22 protein-coding genes are annotated in these 20,950 nt (G+C 71.7%); 17 read left to right on the top strand and 5 right to left on the bottom strand.

Annotated features, from left to right (window positions below; all coding sequences use genetic code 11):
• Positions 1-23: 23 nt before the first annotated feature.
• The 3 genes from P2F65_RS04665 to P2F65_RS04655 all read left to right on the top strand — a co-directional run bounded on the left by P2F65_RS04665 (position 24) and on the right by P2F65_RS04655 (position 3,186).
• Positions 24-1,127 (top strand): CoA ester lyase, encoded by a 1,104-nt coding sequence (locus P2F65_RS04665; protein WP_275804638.1) that lies wholly within the window; start codon positions 24-26, stop codon positions 1,125-1,127.
• A complete protein-coding gene (locus tag P2F65_RS04660; RefSeq protein ID WP_275804636.1) occupies positions 1,124-2,014 on the top strand; it encodes a CoA ester lyase in 891 nt (296 codons plus the stop codon). Before P2F65_RS04665 ends, P2F65_RS04660 begins: the two co-directional genes overlap by 4 nt.
• Positions 2,015-2,265: 251 nt before the next feature.
• A complete protein-coding gene (locus tag P2F65_RS04655) occupies positions 2,266-3,186 on the top strand; it encodes a L,D-transpeptidase family protein (protein ID WP_275804634.1) in 921 nt (306 codons plus the stop codon).
• Between the two features lie 7 nt (positions 3,187-3,193).
• Here the strand turns inward: P2F65_RS04655 and P2F65_RS04650 are convergent, their stop codons facing one another.
• Together P2F65_RS04650 and P2F65_RS04645 are read right to left on the bottom strand one after the other, a co-directional pair.
• A complete protein-coding gene (locus tag P2F65_RS04650) occupies positions 3,194-3,982 on the bottom strand; it encodes an alpha/beta hydrolase-fold protein (protein ID WP_275804632.1) in 789 nt (262 codons plus the stop codon).
• A 44-nt stretch (positions 3,983-4,026) separates the two neighbouring features.
• Positions 4,027-4,866 carry an RIO1 family regulatory kinase/ATPase gene (locus tag P2F65_RS04645; RefSeq protein WP_275804630.1) on the bottom strand — a complete coding sequence of 280 codons (840 nt, stop codon included), beginning with the start codon at positions 4,864-4,866 and terminating at the stop codon, positions 4,027-4,029.
• A 251-nt stretch (positions 4,867-5,117) separates the two neighbouring features.
• Here P2F65_RS04645 and P2F65_RS04640 point away from each other — a divergent pair, with 251 nt between their 5' ends.
• The 4 genes from P2F65_RS04640 (at position 5,118) to P2F65_RS04625 (ending at position 8,913) form a co-directional block, all read left to right on the top strand.
• On the top strand, positions 5,118-6,011 hold the full coding sequence (locus P2F65_RS04640) for a trypsin-like serine protease (protein ID WP_275804628.1): 894 nt from the start codon (positions 5,118-5,120) through the stop codon (positions 6,009-6,011).
• 201 nt (positions 6,012-6,212) lie between these two features.
• Positions 6,213-7,415: an acyl-CoA dehydrogenase family protein gene (locus P2F65_RS04635; RefSeq protein ID WP_275804626.1), complete on the top strand. Its 1,203-nt coding sequence runs from the start codon at positions 6,213-6,215 to the stop codon at positions 7,413-7,415.
• Positions 7,416-7,487: 72 nt separating this feature from the next.
• Positions 7,488-8,132 carry a general stress protein gene (locus tag P2F65_RS04630; protein ID WP_275804624.1) on the top strand — a complete coding sequence of 215 codons (645 nt, stop codon included), beginning with the start codon at positions 7,488-7,490 and terminating at the stop codon, positions 8,130-8,132.
• Positions 8,133-8,178: 46 nt separating this feature from the next.
• A complete protein-coding gene (locus tag P2F65_RS04625; RefSeq protein WP_275804622.1) occupies positions 8,179-8,913 on the top strand; it encodes a PIG-L deacetylase family protein in 735 nt (244 codons plus the stop codon).
• A gap of 3 nt (positions 8,914-8,916) precedes the next feature.
• On the opposite strand, the gene P2F65_RS04620 is transcribed toward P2F65_RS04625, so the two are convergent.
• Positions 8,917-10,419, bottom strand: a complete 1,503-nt coding sequence (locus P2F65_RS04620; RefSeq protein WP_275804620.1) for an aminopeptidase P family protein — start codon at positions 10,417-10,419, stop codon at positions 8,917-8,919.
• Between the two features lie 207 nt (positions 10,420-10,626).
• Here P2F65_RS04620 and P2F65_RS04615 point away from each other — a divergent pair, with 207 nt between their 5' ends.
• Positions 10,627-11,103, top strand: coding sequence for a MarR family transcriptional regulator (locus tag P2F65_RS04615; protein ID WP_275804618.1), 477 nt, complete (start codon positions 10,627-10,629; stop codon positions 11,101-11,103).
• 144 nt (positions 11,104-11,247) lie between these two features.
• Entirely contained in the window at positions 11,248-11,790 is a 543-nt protein-coding gene (locus P2F65_RS04610) for a MaoC family dehydratase (protein WP_275804616.1), read from the top strand.
• A gap of 105 nt (positions 11,791-11,895) precedes the next feature.
• Here the strand turns inward: P2F65_RS04610 and P2F65_RS04605 are convergent, their stop codons facing one another.
• Positions 11,896-12,933, bottom strand: coding sequence for a hypothetical protein (locus tag P2F65_RS04605; RefSeq protein WP_275804614.1), 1,038 nt, complete (start codon positions 12,931-12,933; stop codon positions 11,896-11,898).
• 43 nt (positions 12,934-12,976) lie between these two features.
• Here P2F65_RS04605 and P2F65_RS04600 point away from each other — a divergent pair, with 43 nt between their 5' ends.
• The 7 genes from P2F65_RS04600 to P2F65_RS04570 all read left to right on the top strand — a co-directional run bounded on the left by P2F65_RS04600 (position 12,977) and on the right by P2F65_RS04570 (position 18,325).
• Complete coding sequence (locus P2F65_RS04600) at positions 12,977-13,828, top strand: PHP domain-containing protein (protein ID WP_275804613.1); 852 nt, start codon at positions 12,977-12,979, stop codon at positions 13,826-13,828.
• Entirely contained in the window at positions 13,825-14,274 is a 450-nt protein-coding gene (locus P2F65_RS04595; RefSeq protein ID WP_275804611.1) for a MarC family protein, read from the top strand. Before P2F65_RS04600 ends, P2F65_RS04595 begins: the two co-directional genes overlap by 4 nt.
• 9 nt (positions 14,275-14,283) lie before the next feature.
• Positions 14,284-15,144, top strand: a complete 861-nt coding sequence (locus P2F65_RS04590; RefSeq protein WP_275804609.1) for a PD-(D/E)XK nuclease family protein — start codon at positions 14,284-14,286, stop codon at positions 15,142-15,144.
• A gap of 5 nt (positions 15,145-15,149) precedes the next feature.
• On the top strand, positions 15,150-15,719 hold the full coding sequence (locus P2F65_RS04585; protein ID WP_275807279.1) for a GNAT family N-acetyltransferase: 570 nt from the start codon (positions 15,150-15,152) through the stop codon (positions 15,717-15,719).
• A gap of 101 nt (positions 15,720-15,820) precedes the next feature.
• Entirely contained in the window at positions 15,821-16,603 is a 783-nt protein-coding gene (locus P2F65_RS04580; RefSeq protein ID WP_275804608.1) for a ParA family protein, read from the top strand.
• Between the two features lie 97 nt (positions 16,604-16,700).
• The gene (locus P2F65_RS04575; RefSeq protein WP_275804605.1) at positions 16,701-17,753 is read left to right on the top strand and encodes an NAD(P)-dependent alcohol dehydrogenase; all 1,053 of its coding nucleotides are present in this window, start codon (positions 16,701-16,703) and stop codon (positions 17,751-17,753) included.
• A gap of 8 nt (positions 17,754-17,761) precedes the next feature.
• Positions 17,762-18,325 (top strand): GNAT family N-acetyltransferase, encoded by a 564-nt coding sequence (locus P2F65_RS04570; RefSeq protein WP_275804603.1) that lies wholly within the window; start codon positions 17,762-17,764, stop codon positions 18,323-18,325.
• Positions 18,326-18,469: 144 nt separating this feature from the next.
• Here the strand turns inward: P2F65_RS04570 and P2F65_RS04565 are convergent, their stop codons facing one another.
• The gene (locus P2F65_RS04565; RefSeq protein WP_275804601.1) at positions 18,470-19,960 is read right to left on the bottom strand and encodes a DEAD/DEAH box helicase; all 1,491 of its coding nucleotides are present in this window, start codon (positions 19,958-19,960) and stop codon (positions 18,470-18,472) included.
• A 193-nt stretch (positions 19,961-20,153) separates the two neighbouring features.
• On the opposite strand from P2F65_RS04565, the gene P2F65_RS04560 reads away from it, so the two are divergent.
• A complete protein-coding gene (locus tag P2F65_RS04560; protein WP_275804599.1) occupies positions 20,154-20,882 on the top strand; it encodes a ferritin-like fold-containing protein in 729 nt (242 codons plus the stop codon).
• The last annotated feature ends 68 nt before the right edge of the window (positions 20,883-20,950 follow it).

Here is a 20,950-nt window from a genome sequence, read left to right as displayed (position 1 = left end):
GGCGTCTGCGCTAGCGTCCGCGCATGCGCAGCGCCAAGGACTTCTTCAAGCCCCTTGCCGTGGGGGCCCCACGACCGGTGACAGAGGTGCCCGCCCGGCCCTCGCGGGTCATCCACTTCTTCGACCCGAGCAACGAGAAGATGGCCGCCAAGGTCCCCGCGATGGTCGGCACGGTCGACGTGCTGCTCGGCAACCTCGAGGACGCCGTCAAGGCAGACCGGAAGGTGGCCGCGCGCGAGGGCCTGGTGCAGATCGCCAAGGCCACGGACTTCGGCGAGAACACGCAGCTGTGGACGCGCGTCAACGCGCTGGACAGCCCCTGGGTGCTCGACGACCTGGTCACCCTGGTCACCGAGATCGGCGACAAGCTCGACGTGATCATGGTGCCGAAGGTCGAGGGCCCCGAGGACATCCACTACGTCGACCGGCTGCTCGCCCAGCTCGAGGCGCGCGTCGGGCTGCAGCGCCCGATCCTCGTGCACGCCATCCTCGAGACGGCCCGGGGCATGGCCAACGTCGAGGAGATCTGCGGCGCCAGCCCGCGGATGCAGGGCCTGTCGCTCGGCCCGGCAGACCTCGCGGCCGACCGGCGGATGAAGACCACCCGCGTCGGCGGCGGCCATCCGGGCTACCTCGTGCGCCAGGACCCGGTGGGTGGCGACGTCCAGGGCCAGCGCGCGACCTACCAGCAGGACCTGTGGCACTACACCATCGCGCGGATGGTCGACGCCTGCGCGATGCACGGGATCCTCCCGTACTACGGCCCGTTCGGTGACATCGAGGACGTCGTCGCCTGCGAGGACCAGTTCCGCAACGCCTTCCTCCTCGGCTGCGTGGGCACGTGGTCGCTGCACCCGGTGCAGATCGAGATCGCCAAGCGGGTCTTCAGCCCCTCGGCCGAGGACGTCGCCCACGCCCGGCGCGTCGTTGCCGCGATGGGCGACGGCACCGGCGCCGTCATGCTCGACGGCAAGATGGAGGACGACGCCAGCCTCAAGCAGTGCCTGGTGATCGTGGAGCTCGCGGAGCGCCTCTCGCGCACCGACCCCGAGCTCGCCGAGCTGTATGCCGCCGTGCCCGACGGCGGTGCCGATGCCGGCACCGGCGCGGAGGGGAGCGGGACGTGAGCGGCGAGCACACGGCATACCGGCCGCGTCGTTCGGTCCTCTACATGCCCAGCTCGAACGAGCGGGCGCTGGAGAAGGCCAAGACCCTGATGGTCGACGCGCTCATCTTCGACCTCGAGGACGCCGTCGCCCCCGACGCGAAGGAGCAGGCTCGCGAGAACGCTTGCGCCGCAGCGCGATCGGGGGAGTACGGCCGTCGCGAGGTCACCATCCGCATCAACGGGATCGGCACCCGGTGGCACGACGTCGATCTCGCCGCAGCGTGCGCCGCGGGCCCGGACGGCATCGTCGTGCCGAAGGTGGGCTCGGGCGACGAGGTGCGCCAGCTCGTCGGTGCGATGGAGGCGGCTGGTGCGCCGGAGCACACGAAGCTCTGGGCCATGGTCGAGACGCCGCAGGCGATGCTGCACTGCGAGGAGATCGCCGGTGCGTCCGAACGGCTCGCCGCGCTCGTCATGGGCACCAACGACCTCGCCAAGGAGCTGCACGCCGAGCACGTGCCCGGCCGGCAGCCGCTGCTGACCGGTCTGGGGCTCTGCCTCTTGGCGGCCCGTGCCACCGGGACGGTGATCCTCGATGGCGTCTACAACAACGTCAAGGACGCCGAAGGGTTCGAGGCAGAGTGCCTCCAGGGGCGGCAGATGGGCTTCGACGGCAAGACGCTGATCCACCCGGGACAGGTCGAGGCGTGCAACGCCGCCTTCGCGCCGAGCGCTGAGCAGGTCGAGGAGGCCCGCGGCATCCTGCAGGCGTGGGAGGACGGCGCCGGCTCGGGCGTCGTGACCTTCGGCGGTCGCATGGTCGAGAGCCTGCACGTCGACACCGCGCGGCGGGTGCTCGAGACCCACGAGGCGATCCGCGCGCTGGAGGCCGAGGCCGACCGCTGACCCCCTGTGATGCCTCTCCGCAAGACCCGGTCCCTGCGACGCAACCTTGGAGTGCCGCCGCGCGTCTGAGTGGGTGCGGCCGCCCTTCACGAGGAGGGCGGCCGCACCAGCCACGCAGCTGCCAAGGTCTCGATCTGTTCACGAATCGGGTGACGGGCGTGTGGCACGAGCCACAACGGGCGGGGTTCCCCGAGGATGGGTGCCCGGTCAGACGACAGGCGTCGCGCACGGCGTCGGAACGGGGGACATCGATGGGGCGACACCCAGGGGACGTGGCGGGGGCGGCGGCACGGGCGGCCGCGGTGCTCGCGGCGGCGGCCCTCGGCCTGACCGGCTGCGGCATGGTCGCGGTCGAGGGCGCCGAGACCGCGGCACCCTCGCCCGTGACCTCGCGTGCGGTCGCGTCGCCGTCGTCCACCACAGCCGCGCCGTCGAGCCCGGAACCGGTGACGGAACCGACGACGACCCCAGCGCCCACGAAGACGCCCTCGCCGACCACGAGCACCCCGGTGCCGAAGCCCTCGACCACCAAGCCGGCGCCCAAGCCGACCCCCACCGTGAAGCCGACGCCCAAGGAGGGCGACACCCTGCATCCCGGTGACTCCGGTGCCTACGTGCTGTCGGTGCAGCAGCGGCTGTCGTCGCTCGGCTACTGGCTGGGCACCCCGGACGGAACCTACGGCTACCTGACCTCGCAGGCGGTGATGGCGCTGCAGAAGTCCGCCGGCCTCGGGCGTGACGGGGTCTTCGGCCCCGCCACCCGCCGGGCCCTGCATGCGGGGGTGCGGCCGCAGTCGCGCATCGGGGGCACGGGCCTGGAGGTCGACCTGCAGCGCCAGGTGCTCCTCGTCGTGCGCGGCGGGGCGGTCACGACGATCCTCAACACCAGCACGGGCAACGGCGAGTCCTTCGAGTACTACGGCCGGCAGGCGCGCGCCGTGACGCCGGCCGGCACGTACTCGGTGTTCCGCACCGTCGACGGCAACGACGAGGGCCCACTCGGCGACCTGTGGCGCCCGCGCTACTTCAACGGCGGGATCGCGGTGCACGGCGCCGCGTCGGTGCCGGCCCACCCCGCCTCGCACGGCTGCGCCCGGGTGAGCAACGCCGCCATGGACATGATCTGGGCCCGGGCCCTGATGCCGGTCGGGAGCCGGGTCGTCGTCTACTGACGCCGGCTCAGCGGCCGTCGAGGCGGGCCGCGACCCAGTCGAGCTGGGCGCTGGCGTGGTCGCGCCAATAGCCCGTGTCGTGGCCCCCGGCGTCGACCGTGAGCCGTGCCGAGGGCAGCCGCTCCGCGAAGACGCGGTTGGCCTCGACGAACGGGTCGGCGACGCCGCAGTCGAGCCGGACGGGGAGCTGTGCGAGCACCTCGGTGCGCGAGCGGTCGAAGACGTCGTGGGCCTCGAAGTCGGCCCGGTCGTCGAACGCCCCGGCCGCACTGGCCCCGGAATCGGTCCACAGGGCCGCTGACTGCGCCACCACCGCACCGACGGTCCGCGGTCCGAGCACGCTGGCGAGGAGCAGCGAGCCGTAGCCGCCCATCGACCACCCCAGGAAGGCGACCGGCCCGGCATACCCGGTCTGGGCCCGTAGCAGCGGGAGGAGCTCGTCGGTGACCATGCGTCCGGGGTCGGCCCCCGACCGGCGCCGGTGCCAGTAGAGGTCGCCGCCCTCGACGGAGGCGACGGCCAGACCGGTGCGCGCCACGTGGTCGTGCAGGTGCAGCTCGTCGAAGGCGGTGTCGGCGTTGCCGCCCCGGCCGTGCAGCACCACCACGACCGGTGGCGACCGGTCGCCCTCGCTGGGAACGGCGAGCCGCCAGCGCGGCTGGTGCCCTGGCCAGTGGGCCGTCCGCAGGCGGCCGGACCGCCAGGCCACCTCGCCGTCGCCGCACGCCCCGAGCCCACCCGCGAGCGCCGTGCCCAGCGCGGCGGCAAGGACGCTGCGGCGGGTGGGGAAGGCCATGACAGCACCCTAGGACGCGCGGGCTCGCCGGCGGACGCCCCGGGCTACCAGCGCGACGTGGCAGCGGCGACGAGGTCGCCGAGCAGCTCGCCCTCCTCGACGTCGAGACCCCGGCTGCGGAACCACCGGCACATGTTCGCGACGTCGCGCTCGAGGAACTCGAACCCGCGCGGGTTGCCGATGACGTCGACGATCTGCGGCCAGTCGATGAGCACCAGCCGATCACCGTCGAGCAGCACGTTGTAGGGCGAGAGGTCGCCGTGCGCCCAGCCCCGTTGCGCGAGCAGGGTGAGCGACCCGCGCAGCTGCTCGAACAGCTCGGCCAGCAGGTCCGGCGCGGGCCGGGTCTGGGCGAGGCGTGGCGCGGCCTGCCCGTCGTCGCCGACGAACTGCATCAGCATCTCGCGGTCGCTCAGCTGCACCGGGTAGGGCACCGGCAGGCCGAGCTCCCACAGCGTGCCGAGCGCCTCGAACTCCGCCGAGGCCCACTGCCCCGACAACAGCTCGCGGCCGAACTCGGTGCGCCGGGCCATGGCCCGCATCTCCCGGCTGCGGCGGACCCGGCGGCCCTCCTGGTAGCCGGCGTCGCGGTGGAACATGCGGTGCTCGCTGGTGCGGTAGCGCTTGGCGGCGAGCAGGGTGTCGTGCGCGGGGCGATCCGTGCCGTCAGGGATCCACCGGCGCACGACGTGGACGTCGGCCTCCTTGCCGGTCTTGAGGATCCCCAGGTCGGACTCGACGGCGCCGAGCGCGGTGATCACCCAGTCGGGTCGGGGTTTCGGCCCGTGGGTGGCGCCGTCCCAGGTGGACCAGCGCTCGCCCTCCGGCGGGTCGTCGGGGCGGCTGTCAAACGAGAACTGTGCGTTCTCCGAGAATGCGTGCAAGACAAGACTCCAAGGTGAGAAGGGTGTGGGCACGAAGGCGGCCCAGGACAGTCGTGGACATGTCGCGCCTCCCTTCTTCCGCAGTGGAGTCGGTGCACAGCCGGTATGCCGTGCGGCTTGCTCCCAGCGTGGCAGCCGTCCCGACCGATGCGCCACCGGTTTTCCAGGGGTTCCCTCGGCGAGGGATCGGGCGTACCTTGACCCCGGGTTCTCCAGCAGGGGTCTGGGGGAGTGAGTGAGGGGAATCAGCCATGCGCCGTTCTGTTGCCAGTGTCGTCACTGCGCTCGTCACCGGAGGTGCGGCCACCGTGGCCCTCGCCCTGCCGGCTGCAGCGATCAACACCTACAACGCCCAGCCGGCTCCAGAGCGCACGGAGGTAGGGGCCTTCGTCGCCCTGTGGGACCGCGACGAGGACGGCACGTACGACCGCTTCGACTGGGTGTGCAGCGGGGCCATGGTCGACGACGACACCTTCCTCACGGCCGCGCACTGCACGGACGACTGGCCCGCAGGCACGCGCTTCTTCGTCTCCCTCGAGGAGGACGTCCAGAGCAAGCTCGACGCGGCTGTCGAGGACGGGCTGACTCCGGCCGAGCAGGCCGAGCTGTTCCTCGACGAGGGCTGGATCGTCGAGGGCGACCCGCACCAGGACCCCTCCTATCCCGGCAACTCCGCCGACAGCCACGACATCGGCGTCCTCGACTTCTACGAGCGGGACGTGACGCCGCAGGACGTCTGGGACTTCGAGCCCGCCACGCTGCCCACCGAGGGGCAGCTCGACAGCCTCGGCTCTCGGGCCCTCGACGCGGCGCAGTGGTGGGCAGTCGGGTACGGCACCGAAGAGGCCCTGCGCGGCCCGGGCGGGCACCAGCACCTCGGGGGCGGCGTGCGGATGAAGGCGATGGAGGACTTCAGCGCCCTCAACAACACGTGGGTGCGCCTGGCCATGAACGAGTCACGCGGCCTCGGCGGGGCGTGCTACGGCGACTCCGGCGGGCCGAACTTCGTCGTGCTCGACGGCGAGTGGGTGCTGGCGGCCACGACGATCACCGGGGACGTCCCCTGCTACGCCACCAACGTGGCGTACCGCATGGACACCGAGAGCGCCCGAGCCTTCCTCGAGCCGTTCGTCGACCTTCCCTGACGGCCCGACCCTTTATCGGGTCACCCGAGAAAGGTGCGCTCACCCAGACGTGCCACCAGGGGTGATGCGGCCGTTTATCGGGTGACCCGACAAAGGTGCGGAGGGGTGGTGGGACTCACACGGAGTTCCACTGTCCCCTCAGGTGACCACTCGGCATACTCGCGGCAGGTCCTATCCCGCGACGCAAGGTGGCGAAAGCGCATGTCCCGACTCCAGCAGACCGATGGCCTGACCGAGGAGCAGAACGAGCTCGTCAAGCTCGTGCGCGAGTTCGTCGACGAGCAGATCATCCCCGTCGCCACCGAGCTGGAGCACAAGGACGAGTACCCCACGCAGATCGTCGAGGGCATGAAGGAGATGGGGATCTTCGGCTTGATGATCCCCGAGGAGTACGGCGGCCTGGGGGAGTCGCTGCTGACCTACGCGCTCTGCGTCGAGGAGATCGCGCGCGGCTGGATGTCGGTCAGCGGCATCATCAACACCCACTTCATCGTCGCCTACATGATCCTCCAGCACGGCACCGAGGAGCAGAAGCAGCACTACCTGCCGAAGATGGCGACCGGCGAGATCCGCGGAGCCTTCTCGATGTCCGAGCCGGGCTGCGGTTCCGACGTCTCGGCGATCAAGACCAAGGCCGTGCGCGACGGCGACTCCGACGACTGGACCATCAACGGCCAGAAGATGTGGCTGACCAACGGCGGCTCGGCGAACCTCGTTGCGGTGCTTGTGAAGACGGACACCGGCGCCGACTCGGTCTACAAGAACATGACGACCTTCCTCATCGACAAGACCGAGGGGTTCGGCGAGACCGCCCAGGGCGTCACGGTGCCGGGCAAGATCGAGAAGATGGGCTACAAGGGCGTCGACACCACCGAGCTCGTGTTCGAGGGGCACCGGACCACGTCGGCCCAGATCCTCGGGGGAGAGCCGGGCAAGGGCTTCTACCAGATGATGGACGGCGTCGAGGTGGGCCGCGTCAACGTCGCCGCCCGCGGCTGCGGCGTCGCCCGTCGAGCCTTCGAGCTCGGTGTGTCCTACGCCCAGCAGCGCGAGACGTTCGGCAAGAAGATCGCCGAGCACCAGGCCGTGCTGTTCCGCCTCGCCGACATGGCGGTCAAGGTCGAGGCGGCCCACGAGATGATGGTCAAGGCGGCCCGCAAGAAGGACTCGGGGGAGCGCAACGACCTCGAGGCCGGCATGGCGAAGTACCTTGCGTCCGAGTACTGCTCGCAGGTCGTCGAGGACTCCTTCCGGATCCACGGCGGCTACGGCTACTCCAAGGAGTACGAGATCGAGCGGCTCTACCGTGAGGCGCCGATGCTGCTGATCGGGGAGGGCACGGCCGACATCCAGCGCATGATCATCGGGCGGCGCCTGCTCGAGGACTACCGGCTCAAGGGCTGAGAGCCGGCGTCCCGAGCCCGCAGTGTGAACCACCTGCAGGAAACGTCCAGCGTGCTTTGACAGACTGTGCGCATGAGCACCCAGTCGAACGCGTTGTCACGGTCCCGCGCCAGCCTGACGCTGGAGTACCCGATGAGCGTCGGTCGGTACGAGAAGTACGAGGAGGCGCAGAAGGCCGTCGACTACCTCTCCGACCACGACTTCCCGGTGCAGAACGTGCTGATCGTCGGCACGGACCTCAAGCAGCTCGAGCGGGTCACGGGCCGGCTCACCCGCGGTCGGGTCGCCGCCGGTGGCATCCTGTCGGGCATGTGGCTCGGCCTGTTCGTCGGGCTGATCTTCGCCCTGTTCGACCCCCAGGCCTCGGGAACAGGCAGCATCCTGCTGACGGTGCTGTTCGGCGCCGGTTTCGGCCTGATGTGGGCCGTCCTCGGCTACCAGTTCACCGGTGGGCACCGGGACTTCACCTCGGTCACCCAGGTGGTCGCGACCCAGTACGAGGTGCTCGTCGAGCACCGGCACGTGCAGCGCGCCCGCGAGCTGCTCGCCCAGATGGACCCGATGGCCGCGGCCCAGGCCGAGGTCCGGGCGGCCCGGGAGGCCGAGGCCGCGGCTGCTGCTGCCGCGCAGAGGGCCCAGACGACCGCTCCGTCCGCGTCACCGACCGGCGAGGTGCCCCAGCCCCCCCAGCAGCCCCAGCCCCCGGCCGGCAGCTGAGCCGAACCGACCCCGGCAGGCGAGCCCCCGGCATACCGTTGGGCGCATGACGGAGCGCCCGCAGCTGGCCGAGTTCGGAGACGACTTCTCGCGCGTCCTGTGCGTCGTGGCGCACCCGGACGACATCGAGTACGGCACCGCGGCAGCGGTGGACCGCTGGACGAAGGCCGGCAAGGTCGTCACCTACTTCCTGCTCACGCGCGGCGAAGCCGGGATCGACACCATGCAGCCGGCGAAGGCCGGCCCGCTGCGGGAGCAGGAGGAACGCGACGGCGCCGCGGTGGTGGGCGTGACCGAGGTCGACTTCGGCGACTACCGCGACGGGCACATCGAGTACGGCCTGGACCTGCGCCGCGACATCGCCCGGGAGATCCGGCGGCGCCGGCCGGAGGTCGTCATCACCGGCGACTACCACGACCGGTTCTTCGGCGGCATGCCCAACCAGGCCGACCACCGGGCGGTCGGGCTGGCGACGCTCGACGCCTGTGCCGATGCCGGCAACCGGTGGATCTTCCCCGAGCTCGCCGCGGAGGGTTTCGAGCCGTGGGGCGGGGTGGCCCTGGTCGGTTTCGGGGGCTCACCCCAGCCGTCGCACTACGTCGACGTCACAGGCCACTTCGAGGCGGCCGTGTCCTCGCTCGAGGCGCACCGCGAGTACAACGCCGCCCTGGGGCCGGACTTCCCGCCGCCCCGCGACCTCATCCAGATGATCCTGGGCAGAGGCGGCGAGGCGGCCGGGATCGAGCACGCGCTGCTGCTCGACGTCGTCCAGCGCCGCTGAGGCTCAGCGCTCCCAGATGCGGGCGATCCAGGCCTCGACATCGGTGGAGGTGCGGGGCATGGCTGCGGAGAGGTTCTCGCACCCGTCCTCGGTGACGAGCACGTCGTCCTCGATGCGCACGCCGATGCCGCGGAAACGCTCGGGGGCCTTGAGGTCGTCGGCCTTGAAGTAGAGCCCGGGCTCCACGGTGAGCACCATCCCGGGCTTCAGCTCGGCGTCCATGTACTGCTCGCGGGTGGCGAGGGCGCAGTCGTGCACGTCGATGCCGAGGTGGTGCGAGGTGCCGTGCACCATCCAGCGCCGGTGGTACTGGCCGTGCTCCTTGTCGAGGGTGCCCTCGACGTCGACGCCCTCGGGCAGCAGGCCCCACTTCTCGAGGTGCTCGGCGATGACCCGGATGGCGGCGGCGTGCACGTCGGAGAACTTGTTGCCGGGCCTGACCGCTGCCAGGCCGGCCTCCTGCGCGGCGTAGACGGCGTCGTAGATCTCGCGCTGGGCGTCGGTGAAGGTGCCGCTGGCGGGCAGCGTGCGGGTGATGTCGGCGGTGAAGAGCGAGTCGACCTCGACCCCGGCGTCGAGCAGGATGAGGTCGCCCTCCTTGAGGTCACCGGTGTTCTTGATCCAGTGCAACGTCGTCGCGTGGTCGCCGGCAGCGCAGATGGAGTCGTAGCCGATGCCGTTGCCCTGGTGGCGGGCGTGGAGACCGAAGACGCCCTCGACCCAGCGCTCGCCGCGGCCCTTGGCGACCGCCTCGGGCAGGTCGCCGATGACGGCCTCGAAGCCGACGTGGGTGGCGGCGACGGCCTTGCGCATCTCGCCGACCTCCCACTCGTCCTTGACCAGGCGCAGGGTGGAGAGGAACGCCGCGAGCTCGTCATCGGCCTCCTCCAGCGTGGACGGGTCGGCGCCCTCGGTGGTGCGGGCGGCGTCGAGCTGGCGGGCCAGGTCGCGGTCGGCGTCGCGCACCAGGCGCACGGTGACCTCGCCGGCGTCCTTCGCCGCGGCGTCGGCGAACTCGTCGATGTGGCGGGCGGTCAGGCCCAGCTCGGTCTCGATGTCCTCGATGGTGGGACGCGCGCCCACCCAGAACTCGCCGTAGCGGGGGTCGGCGAAGAACTCGTCGGTGTCGCGGCCGGCCAGCGGGCGGAAGTAGAGGATCGCCTCGTGGCCGCCACCGTGCTCGGCGTCCCGCGGCTCCAGGACGAGCACGGCGTCCGGCTCGCGGTCACCGCCGAGGCCGGTGAGGTGCGCGAAGGCGCTGTGCGGGCGGAACACGTAGTCGGTGTCGTTGCTGCGCACCTTCAGGCCGCCGGCGGGCACGACGAGCCGCTCGCCCGGGAAGGCCTCGCTGACGCGGGCCCGGCGCGCGGCGGCATACGGGGCGGCCTCGGACGGCGCGGTGGCGCCGGCACGCCGCGGCGCCCAGTCCTCGGCCACGAAGGCGCGGAACTCGTCGGTGGTGGGACGCGCCCGGTTGTCGGCCTGCTTCTGCTCTTCGCTGGTCACCGGTCCATCGTCGCATGAGCCGCGCGGCTGCCGGGGCCGTGGTGTGGTGCGCGGGAAAGCGAACCTGAGGTTCCCTTTCTGTGAACCTCGGGTTCGTTTCCCCCGCAGCGGTATGCCGCCCGCTCGCCGCTCGGGTTGCCCGTCGCGAGCCCAGCCGGCTGTGGAAAGCCCGACGGACGGGACCGCGCCCCTGGGCAGACTGGCGGTGTGGCGCGCTTCGTGGGTGAGCGGGGGACACCTGCCGAGCTGGAGGCGCTGCCATACCTCCTGCGCCGCGCGACGGCCTCCATGGATCGCCTCTTGCTGCAGACGCTCGAGGGGCGTGGCTTCGCCGACGTCGGCGCCACCGGGCTGCACGTCCTGCTGCTGGTGCGGAGCCCCCGGCCCGTCAGCCTGCTCGCTGAGTCGCTTGGCATGACGCCTCAGGCCATGGGGCGGGTGGTGAAGCGGATGGAGGCCCGAGAGCTGGTGGTGCGCTACGAGCACCCCTACGACGCCAGGTCGCTCATGGTGGAGCTGACCGACGACGGAGCAGACCTCGCGAGCATCGTGCGCGAGGCGCTGCAGGACGCGCTCCACGTGGTCTCCGACGACCTCGAGGGCGAGCGCCTCGGGCAGCTCGTGGACGACCTCGCCGTGGTCGCGGAGGTGGGGGAGGACCCGCACCCGTGGCAGCGGTGGTGACCTGTGCCCTGTCTCGGCGGGCGGGGAGTGTGAGGGAGGGCACGGCCGCAGCGGGTGCCGGACGGCGCCGCCAGTCGGCAGGATGGGCCGCAACCAGCCGCACCAGCACCACCGCACAGGCACACACCGCACGAGGGAGTCGGAATGCAGTTCGGGCGTACGTACGAGGAGTTCGAGGTCGGCGCGGTCTACAGGCACTGGCCCGGGAAGACGGTCACCGAGTACGACGACCACCTCTTCTGCCTCATCACCATGAACCACCACCCGCTGCACCTCGACGCGCACTACGCGAAGGAGACCACGCAGTTCGGCAGGAACGTGGTGGTCGGCAACTACGTCTACTCGCTGCTGCTCGGCATGAGCGTGCCCGACGTCTCCGGCAAGGCCATCGCGAACCTCGAGGTCGAGTCGCTGCGCCACGTGGCTCCGACCTTCCACGGCGACACCATCTACGGCGAGACCACCGTGCTCGACAAGTGGGAGTCGACGAGCAAGGACGACCGCGGCATCGTCCACGTCGAGACGATCGGCTACAACCAGGACGGCAAGGTCGTCTGCATCTTCCGGCGCAAGGTCATGGTGCCCAAGCAGAGCTACCTCGACGCCCGCGGCGGCGAGCAGCCCGGTCGCCCCGTGCCCCAGCCCGACAGGAACTGGTCGGGGCAGCAGGCCGAGGCCTCCGCCTAGCCCCTGCTGACCTCCCGGGACTGCTTGGCCCCACGAACGTGGCGAACGCGGCGTCGCGCTCGGCCTTGCCCCTGCCTGCCCATGGTGCCCCGGCTCGGCGGACCCCTACCCGCCGTGGTCCCGGCCCACCGGTATGGCCGGCTCCTCCGAGGAGTGGGACGGGTGCCGCTGCTGGTAGGACAGTGCCCGGCACAGCCCGAGCAGCGCCAGGTTGACGAAGACCAGCAGGTAGCCGGCGAACTCCTCGTCGAGCAGGCGGAAGAACTGCACGATGAACAGCTGGGCGAGCAGGGCGATCTCGAACAGCCGCAGTGCCTGCGCCCGCTGGTCCCGGAGCCACCGCCGCGTCGCCGCGATCGCCACCGCCACCGAGGCCAGCGCGAAGCCGGCGTAGACCACGTCGACGACGTCCGGTCCCTGGGAGAGGAGCACGGTGGGCCGCAGCGCCGAGAACACGACGAAGACCAGGAAGGCGACGACCGCGGTGCGCTTGATCGCCTCCAGCCGCGGGAGGCCGATGACGAAACCGCGGACGGCCGCGTAGCCCTGGGAGACGAACGAGCGCGAGGGCTCCTCGCTGGGCAGGGCCTCGAGCGCCTCGCGCAGCGGGGCGGCGAGGGGCTCGGAGGGCCCCACGCTGCGCAGCAGCTCGATGGCGCGCTGGCGCTCGGCGTGGTCCATGTCGTGGGCCGCGGACTCCTTGAGCAGCTCGACCGCGTTGACGACCAGCTCGCGGTCGCTGAGCGGGTGTCGCTGCACCACGAAGGTCACGACCAGGTAGGTGCCCACGAAGGTGCCGTAGATGATGGCGGCGACGGGCTCGTAGAAGTAGTTGTTGTCGCCGGTGACGAACTTGCCGACCTCGTCGATGAACAGGCCGAACCCGATGCCCGAGAGCACCGTCGCGACGTTGCGCACGGCCCTGCTGAGGAAGAGCATGAACATCAGCTGCGCAACGAGCATGGCGAGCCCGCCCCAGAGCAGGTGGGCGAGGTGGAGGCCGTCGCCGCCGAGCTGCGGGAAGCCCGTGGCCACGAGGAAGATCCGCGTCACGGCGATCGACAGCACCGAGCTGACGAGGAAGACCTCGAACCGGTCTGCCCCCTCGGCATCGCGGATCGGGAGGTGGGTCTTCAGGGCCACCCTCCGATCATGGCACGCGGGAGTGCTGCCCTAGCCTTGCCCCGTGGCGATCGACCTGCACACCCACTCCAACGCGAGTGACGGCACCCACGACCCCGCCCGGGTCGTCGCCGAGGCCGCCGCCCACGGTCTGACCACCATCGCCCTCACCGACCACGACACGACCTCCGGATGGGCGGAGGCCACCGCTGCCGCCCTCGAGCTCGGCGTCGACCTCGTGCCGGGGGTCGAGCTGTCCACCCAGCACCACGGAGTCAGCGTCCACCTCCTCGGCTACCTCGTCGACGCCGACCACGCCGGGCTGAGGCATGAGATGGAGCGGGCCCGCTCGAGCCGGGACACGAGGATGGAGCGGATGGTCGCGAGGATGGCGGCCGACGGCATACCGGTCGACCTCGAGGTGGTGCGCGCGCAGGCCAAGGCGGGGGCGACCCTCGGTCGTCCCCACCTCGCCGACGCGCTCGTCGAGGTCGGCTACGTGCCGGACCGGGACGCGGCCTTCACCGACCTGCTGCACGACCGCAGCCCCTACTACGTGCACCACTACGCGCCCGAGGTCCTGCGGGCGATCGCCCTGGTCCGCGAGGCCGGTGGGGTCCCCGTGATGGCCCACCCCTTCGCGAACCGCCGCGGGCGCACCGTCAGCGACCACGTGATCGAGCAGATGGCCGAGGCCGGCCTCGCCGGGCTCGAGGCCTACCACCGCGACCACCTCGGCCCCGAGCGGGCGCACGCGGTCGCGCTCGCCGACCGGCTCGGGCTGTTCGTCACGGGGTCGAGCGACTACCACGGCACGGGCAAGGAGAACCGCATCGGTGAGAACCTCACCGAACCGGAGGTGCTGGCCCAGATCGAGGAGCAGGCCACGAGCGGGACCGCAGTGGTGCGCTCGTGAGCGCGGTCGACCTCGAGATCCTCGTCTCGATGTTCGTCACCCTGCTGGTGATCATGGACCCGCCCGGGATCCTGCCGGTCTTCCTCGGCCTGACCAAGAGCCTGACCCACCGCCAGCGGGTGGCCGCCGCCCGCCGGGCCGCGCTCGTGGCGCTCGGCGTCATCACGGCGTTCGGCGTGTTCGGCCAGCAGATCCTCCAGTACCTGCACATCTCGCTCCCGGCCCTGCAGGGGGCCGGTGGCCTGCTGCTGCTCCTCGTGGCCCTCGAGCTGCTGACGGGCAAGGAGTCCGAGCAGCACGCCGACGTCGGTGTCAACGTGGCCATGGTGCCGCTCGGCACCCCGCTGCTGGCCGGACCGGGAGCCATCGCCGGCCTGCTGCTGTCGGCGATCGCCGGGCAGATGCTCGCCAACAGCGTCCGGGCCTTTGTCAGCGGCGAGGGATAGCGTGCGCGCATGACCGTGGGGGCACAGCGTTTCGAGCAGCAGGAGCTCGGTGGCATGCCGACGCGCCTGTTCCGGGCCAGCCCGTCCCGGCTGCACGCGTGGCTCGACTGCCCGCGGCGCTACCGGCTGCAGTACCTCGACCGCCCGCGACCGCAGGCCCGCCCACAGCGCGCGCACACGTCGGTCGGCGTCGCGGTGCACAACGCGCTGCGTGACTGGTGGGACCTGCCAACGGCCCAGCGCACCACCACCGCCGGCGCCGAGCTGGTGCGCACGTCGTGGATCGAGCTCGGCTTCCGCGACACCGACCAGTCGCAGCGCTGGCGCACCCGGGCCCAGCAGCAGGTCCACGCCTACCTCGAGAACGTCGACCCCTCGCGGCAGCCGCTCGGCATCGAGCGCACCGTGTCGCTGAAGACCGAGCGGCTCGCCCTCCAGGGCCGGATCGACCGCCTCGACGAGCGCGACGGCGAGCTCGTGGTCGTCGACTACAAGACCAGCCGCGTGCCGCCCACCGACGACGAGGCCCGCACCTCCCTGCCTCTGGCGCTGTATGCCGCGGCGGCCTGGAAGATGTTCCGGCGCCGCTGCGTGCGGGTCGAGCTGCACCACCTGCCCACGGGGTCCGTCGCCGCGCACGAGCACACGGGGGAGTCGCTGAAGCGCAAGATCGACGAGGCGGAGTCGATCGCCCGCGACGCGCAGCGGGCCGAGGCCGACTACGCCGCGTTCGGCGTCGACTCGGGCCGCTTCCCCGCCAACGTGACCCCCTTGTGCCGGTGGTGCGACTTCCGGGCGCACTGCCCGGCAGGCCAGGCCGCGGGGCCGGAGCAGTCCGACTGGGCGGCGCTCGACGGGGAGGAGCCGTGAGCGTCATGACCGGTGCCGTGACCATCGAGACCCCACGGCTGTTGCTGCGGCAGTGGCGCGAGGACGACCTCGCGTCCTTCGCCGCCCTGAACCGCGACCCCGAGGTGATGCGCTTCTTCGAGGAGCCGCTGACGTGGGAGCGGTCCGACGGGTGGGCCCGCTACATCGCGGACAGGATCGACGGGCTCGGCTGGGGGCTGTGGGCGCTCGAGCGACGCGACACGGGTGAGTTCATCGGGTTCACCGGGCTGCAGGTGCCGCGCCACGACCTGCCGTGCAACCCCTGCGTGGAGGTGGGGTGGCGCCTCGCCCGCGCGGCGTGGGGGCACGGCTTCGCCACCGAGGCGGGCCGGGCCAGCCTCGCCCACGCTTTCGGGCCCCTCGCCCTCGAGGAGGTGGTCTCCATGACCGCCGTGCCCAACACCCCGTCCCGCCGCGTCATGGAGCGGCTCGGCATGGTGCGCGACGAGGCCGGCGACTTCGACCACCCGGGCGTGTCCGCCGGCCACCCCCTCCAGCGGCACGTGCTGTACCGCATCAGCGCGCAGCGGTGGCGCTCGCTGCCGACGACGTGACCGAGATCGCGCGCGTGTCGGGCCCGCGGGCCAGCAGCGCACCGGCGCCGACCTGAGAGACTGTGCCGCACGGCATACCCGCTCTCGTCGAAAGGTCACCAGTGGCGAAGTCCCGCACGAAGAAGCCGGCCACGGTCATCTCCGTCGCGAACCAGAAGGGCGGCGTCGCCAAGACCACCTCGGTGGCGTCCCTCGGCGCGGCCTTCGCGGAGCACGGCAAGCGCGTCCTGCTCGTCGACCTCGACGCGCAGGCCTGCCTGACCTTCAGCATGGGGGTCGACCCCGACGTCGTCGAGCTGTCGGTCAACGAGGTGCTGCTCGGACAGGCCGCCGTCGCGGACGTGCGGGTGGAGTGCGAGGACGGGGTCGACCTCGTGCCCAGCGTGATCGACCTCGCCGGCGCCGAGGCACAGCTGCTGCCGCGCCCGGGGCGCGAGTACGTGCTGCGGACCGCGCTCGAGGACGTGCGCGAGGAGTACGACGTCATCCTGCTGGACTGCTCGCCGAGCCTCGGGGTGCTCACCCTCAACGCGCTGACCGCGAGCCAGGGGCTCATCATCCCCATGCCGTGCGAGATGCTCAGCCACCGCGGCGTGGGCCAGCTGCTCGACACCGTCGCCGACGTCAAGAAGATCCTCAACAAGGACCTCGCGGTCTACGGCATCCTCCCCACGCTCTTCGACGGCCGGAGCAACCACGCCCGGGAGGTGCTCTCCGACGTCGGTGAGCGCTACGGCCTGCCCGTGCTCGACCCGCCGATCCCGAAGACCGTCCGCTTCGCGGAGGCGCCGGCGGTGGGGCGCTCGATCCTGGCCACGTCGCGCACGTCCAAGGGCGCCCAGGCCTACCGGGCCGTGGCCAGGAGCCTGCTGTCGAAGGTCTGAGCGGGCCCTGCGCCGAGAGGGGCCCGCCCGCGGCGGAATACGACGACCCGGCGAGGACTTGTCCCTTGACGGACCATTCGCGACCGAAGGAGAGCACGTGTCCCGCACCGCAGCCCTGTCCGCCCCCTCCGCCGGCGCCCCGCTCGAGGCGACCACGATCGAGCGACGTGCCCTGCGCGACGACGACATACGGATCGACATCGCGTTCGCCGGCATCTGCCACAGCGACATCCACCAGGTGCGCGAGGAGTGGGGCAGCGCCTCGTTCCCTATGGTGCCCGGCCACGAGATCGCCGGCGTCGTCTCCGCCGTCGGTGACGGCGTCACGAAGTACAAGGTCGGCGACCGTGTGGGTGTCGGCTGCATGGTCGACTCCTGCGGCGGGTGCGCCCAGTGCAAGGACGGCCACGAGAACTTCTGCGAGAACCGCACCGTCTGGACCTACAACGACACGAACCTCGACGGCGAGCCGGCGATGGGCGGCTACAGCCAGCAGATTGTCGTCTCCGAGCGGTTCGCCGTGCGAATCCCCGACGGCCTCGAGCTCGACGTGGCGGCCCCGCTGTTGTGCGCCGGCATCACCGTCTACACGCCGCTCAAGCGCTGGGGCGCCGGGCCGGGCAGGAAGGTCGCCGTCGTCGGCATGGGCGGCCTCGGGCACATGGCCGTGAAGATCGCCAGCGCCATGGGCGCCGAGGTGACCGTGCTCAGCCAGGGCACGAGCAAGGAGGCGGACGGGCGCCGGTTCGGGGCGACGGACTACCGGGCCACCGCGGACGGCAGCGTCTTCACGGACCTGCGCGGCCGGTTCGACCTCATCGTCAGCACCATCAGCGCCAGCTTCGACGTCGACGCCTACCTCGGCCTGCTCAAGCCGTTCGGGGCCTTCGTCACCGTGGGCCTGCCGCCCGAGGCCCAGGCCGTCAGCCTCGGCGCGCTGATCAGCGGCGACAAGGTCCTCGCCGGCTCCAACATCGGCGGCATCGAGCTCACCCAGGAGATGCTCGACTTCTGCGCCGAGCACGGCATCGGCGCCGAGGTCGAGAAGATCTCCGCCGACGAGGTGAACGAGGCCTACGACCGCGTGGTGGGCTCCGACGTCCGCTACCGGTTCGTCATCGACACCGCCACCATCTCGCCCGCCTCCTAGGGGAGGTCATGGCCGGCCCACCGGGCGGGTATGCCGTGGAGTTCCGGCGCGTCGAGCGCGCCGACTTCCCGCTGCTCGCCCGGTGGCTGGCCACCGAGCCCGTGCGCCGCTGGTGGTGCCACGAATGGTCGGCCGAGGCGGTCGAGCGCGACTTCGGACCAAGCGTCGACGGCCTGGAGCCCAACGAGGACTGGCTGGCCGCCCTGGTCGACGGCGAACCGGTGGGGCTGGTGCAGCGCTCGCGGGTCGCCGACTACGAGGAGAACCTGCGCGACTTCGCCTCCCTCGTGGAGGTGCCGGCGGGTGCCGCCACCCTCGACTACCTGCTCGGTGACCCTCAGCGGCTCGGCCGCGGCCTCGGCACGTCCATGATCGCCGCGATGGTCGAGCGCACCTGGCGCGACCTGCCCGACGCCCCCTGCGTGCTGGTGGCCGTCGTCGCGGCCAATAGGGCCTCGTGGCGGGCGCTGGAGAAGGCCGGGTTCCGGATCGTCGCCTCGGGCGAGCTGCCGCCGGACAACCCGGTCGACGACCCCCTGCACCACGTGCTGCGCCGCGACCGGCCGCACTGACCCGCACCTCACTCCGCCGAGAGGGACCTCAGCCCCGCGACACGCCGTCGCGGGGCGTGACGGGGCCCGATCCCGGTGAGAGGCACGTATGCCGTGTGGCCCCCTGTCGGGGCCACACGGCATACGTCGTGCGGGAGGTGGGCGTCAGCCCTGCTGCGCTTCGCCGGCGGGCTTGCCGCCGCGGGTGCGACGACGGTTGCGGCTGCGACGCGGCTTGGTCTCGCCCTCACCGGTGGTGGGCTGGGGTCGCTCGCTGCTGCGTCCTGCGCCACCCGGCCGGCCGCCACGGCCACCGGTGCCGACCTGGCCGCTGCGGCCGGGGCCCTTGCGGCCGGCGCCCTTGCCGGTCTCACCGAGGTCCTCGAGCTCCTCGGCCTCGAGGCCGGCGCGCTTCTGCTCCGACTTGGGCAGGCGGCCCTTCGCCTCGCGCGGGATGTCGAGCTCGGAGTAGAGGTGGTCGGACGAGGAGTAGGTCTCCTCGGGCTCGGGGATGCCGAGGTCGAGGGCCTTGTTGATCAGGCCCCAGCGCGGGATGTCGTCCCAGTCGACGAAGGTGACGGCGATGCCGGTGTTGCCCGCGCGTCCGGTGCGCCCGATGCGGTGGACGTAGGTCTTCTCGTCCTCGGGGCACTGGAAGTTGATGACGTGCGTGACGTTCTCGACGTCGATGCCGCGGGCGGCGACGTCGGTGGCGACGAGGACGTCGACCTTGCCGTTGCGGAACGCGCGCAGGGCCTGCTCGCGGGCTCCCTGGCCGAGGTCGCCGTGGATCGCGGCCGCGGCGAACCCGCGGTCGGTGAGTTCGTCGGCGACCTTCGCCGCGGTGCGCTTGGTGCGGCTGAAGATGATCGTCAGGCCGCGGTCCTTGGCCTGGAGGATGCGCGCGAGCATCTCGGTCTTGTCCATCGCGTGGGCGCGGTAGACGAACTGCTCGATGGCCTTGACGGTGTGGCCGTCGTCGCCCTCCTCGCTCATGGCGCGGATGTGGGTGGGCTGGGTCATGTAGCGGCGGGCCAGGGCCACCACAGCACCCGGCATGGTGGCCGAGAAGAGCATCGTCTGGCGCGAGGCCGGCGTCATGGCCAGCAGCTTCTCCACGTCGGGCAGGAAGCCGAGGTCGAGCATCTCGTCGGCCTCGTCGAGCACGACGGTCTTGGCGCGGGAGAGGTCGAGGTGGCCCTGCTTGGCGAGGTCGATCAGGCGGCCGGGCGTGCCGACGACGACCTCGACGCCCTTGTGGAGGGCCTCGATCTGCGGCTCGTAGGCGCGGCCGCCGTACACGGTGAGCACCCGGACGCCGCGCAGCTTCCCGGCGCGCTCGAGGTCCTTGGCCACCTGGACGGCGAGCTCACGGGTGGGGGCCACGGCCAGCGCCTGCGGCTTGCCGGCGTCGGGGAGGCCGTCGAACTCCGGGTCGCGCGGCGAGACGACGCGGTCGAGCATCGGCACCCCGAACCCGAGGGTCTTGCCGGTGCCGGTCTTGGCCTGGCCGATGATGTCGTGGCCGGCGAGGGCCACCGGCAGGGTCATCGCCTGGATGGGGAAGGGGTGGACGATGCCGGCCTCGGACAGCGAGGCGACGATGTCGGGGTGGACGTCGAAGTCCGCAAAGGTGGGCGTGTTGGTGTCAGTCACTCGGGTATCTCTCGATCGGGGACCGTCCCACGTCAGGGGAGGTCCGCACACAGCGGGCCGATCGGAGGTCTTCGAAGTGGGGGCCGCAGGAACCCTCCCGCGGGCGTGAGTCGTGCCGACCGGGCACCGATAACGCTTCGAGTGTAGCCGCAGAGTCGTGGTGCGGCCGACTCCGCCGTCTAGGGTGTGCCCCATGAGCCCGGAGGAGAGCACCCCTGAGCCCCCCGTCGTCGCGGCCACGGACTGGCTGGCCGACCCGCAGTACCGCGAGGCCGTGGTGGACCTGCTCGGAGTCCTCGCCTATGGCGAGCTGACCGCGTTCACCCGCCTCGCGGGCGACTCCGACCTCGCGCCGAGCCAGCCGCTGAGGGCGGCGGTGGCGAGCCTGGCCGTCGCCGAGTTCCGTCACTACGAGTTCCTCGTGAAGCGGCTCGAGGAGATGGGCGCCGACCCGCAGGCCGCGATGGCCCCGTTCATCGCCGCCATCGACGCCTTCCACGAGCGCACCCGCCCGAGCACCTGGCTCGAGGGCCTGGTGAAGGCCTACGTCGGCGACGGCATCGCCACCGACTTCTACCGCGAGATCTCCGCCTACGTCGACCCGTCGACGGCCGCGCTGGTGCACGACGTCATGCAGGACGTCGGCCAGGCCGAGTTCGTCGTCAAGGTCGTGCGCGAGGCCATCAAGGCCGACGAGCGCGTCGCCGGCCGTCTCGCGCTGTGGGGACGTCGGCTCGTGGGTGAGGCGCTCTCGCAGGCCCAGCAGGTCGCCGTGGAACGCGACGCGCTGTCCTCGCTGCTCGTCGGCGGCGTCGGCGCCCAGCACCGGCCGAGTGCCGACCTCGCCGAGCTCGGGCGCATGTTCGCCCGCCTGACCGACGAGCACACCCGGCGGATGGGGCGCCTCGGCCTCGCCGCCTAGACCAACGACCTCGCCCCCTGGGTACGACGAAGGCCCCGTCCGGCTGGACGGGGCCTTCGGTGCGCCTG

Source organism: Knoellia sp. p5-6-4 (assembly GCF_029222705.1).
In the GTDB taxonomy this organism is placed as follows: Bacteria; Actinomycetota; Actinomycetes; order Actinomycetales; family Dermatophilaceae; genus Pedococcus_A.
Note: the sequence above shows the minus strand (reverse complement) of the source record. Positions and strands in the feature narration are given on the sequence as shown.

Bases quoted from the DNA above. Each gene is read 5' to 3' on its own strand.
- P2F65_RS04655 (WP_275804634.1), top strand. From the start codon at position 2,266: ATGGGGCGACACCCAGGGGACGTGGCGGGGGCGGCGGCACGGGCGGCC.
- P2F65_RS04585 (WP_275807279.1), top strand. From the start codon at position 15,150: ATGACCGGTGCCGTGACCATCGAGACCCCACGGCTGTTGCTGCGGCAG.
- P2F65_RS04570 (WP_275804603.1), top strand. From the start codon at position 17,762: ATGGCCGGCCCACCGGGCGGGTATGCCGTGGAGTTCCGGCGCGTCGAG.
- P2F65_RS04610 (WP_275804616.1), top strand. From the start codon at position 11,248: ATGCAGTTCGGGCGTACGTACGAGGAGTTCGAGGTCGGCGCGGTCTAC.
- P2F65_RS04640 (WP_275804628.1), top strand. From the start codon at position 5,118: ATGCGCCGTTCTGTTGCCAGTGTCGTCACTGCGCTCGTCACCGGAGGT.
- P2F65_RS04635 (WP_275804626.1), top strand. From the start codon at position 6,213: ATGTCCCGACTCCAGCAGACCGATGGCCTGACCGAGGAGCAGAACGAG.
- P2F65_RS04650 (WP_275804632.1), bottom strand. From the start codon at position 3,982: ATGGCCTTCCCCACCCGCCGCAGCGTCCTTGCCGCCGCGCTGGGCACG.
- P2F65_RS04590 (WP_275804609.1), top strand. From the start codon at position 14,284: ATGACCGTGGGGGCACAGCGTTTCGAGCAGCAGGAGCTCGGTGGCATG.
- P2F65_RS04625 (WP_275804622.1), top strand. From the start codon at position 8,179: ATGACGGAGCGCCCGCAGCTGGCCGAGTTCGGAGACGACTTCTCGCGC.
- P2F65_RS04630 (WP_275804624.1), top strand. From the start codon at position 7,488: ATGAGCACCCAGTCGAACGCGTTGTCACGGTCCCGCGCCAGCCTGACG.
- P2F65_RS04560 (WP_275804599.1), top strand. From the start codon at position 20,154: ATGAGCCCGGAGGAGAGCACCCCTGAGCCCCCCGTCGTCGCGGCCACG.
- P2F65_RS04665 (WP_275804638.1), top strand. From the start codon at position 24: ATGCGCAGCGCCAAGGACTTCTTCAAGCCCCTTGCCGTGGGGGCCCCA.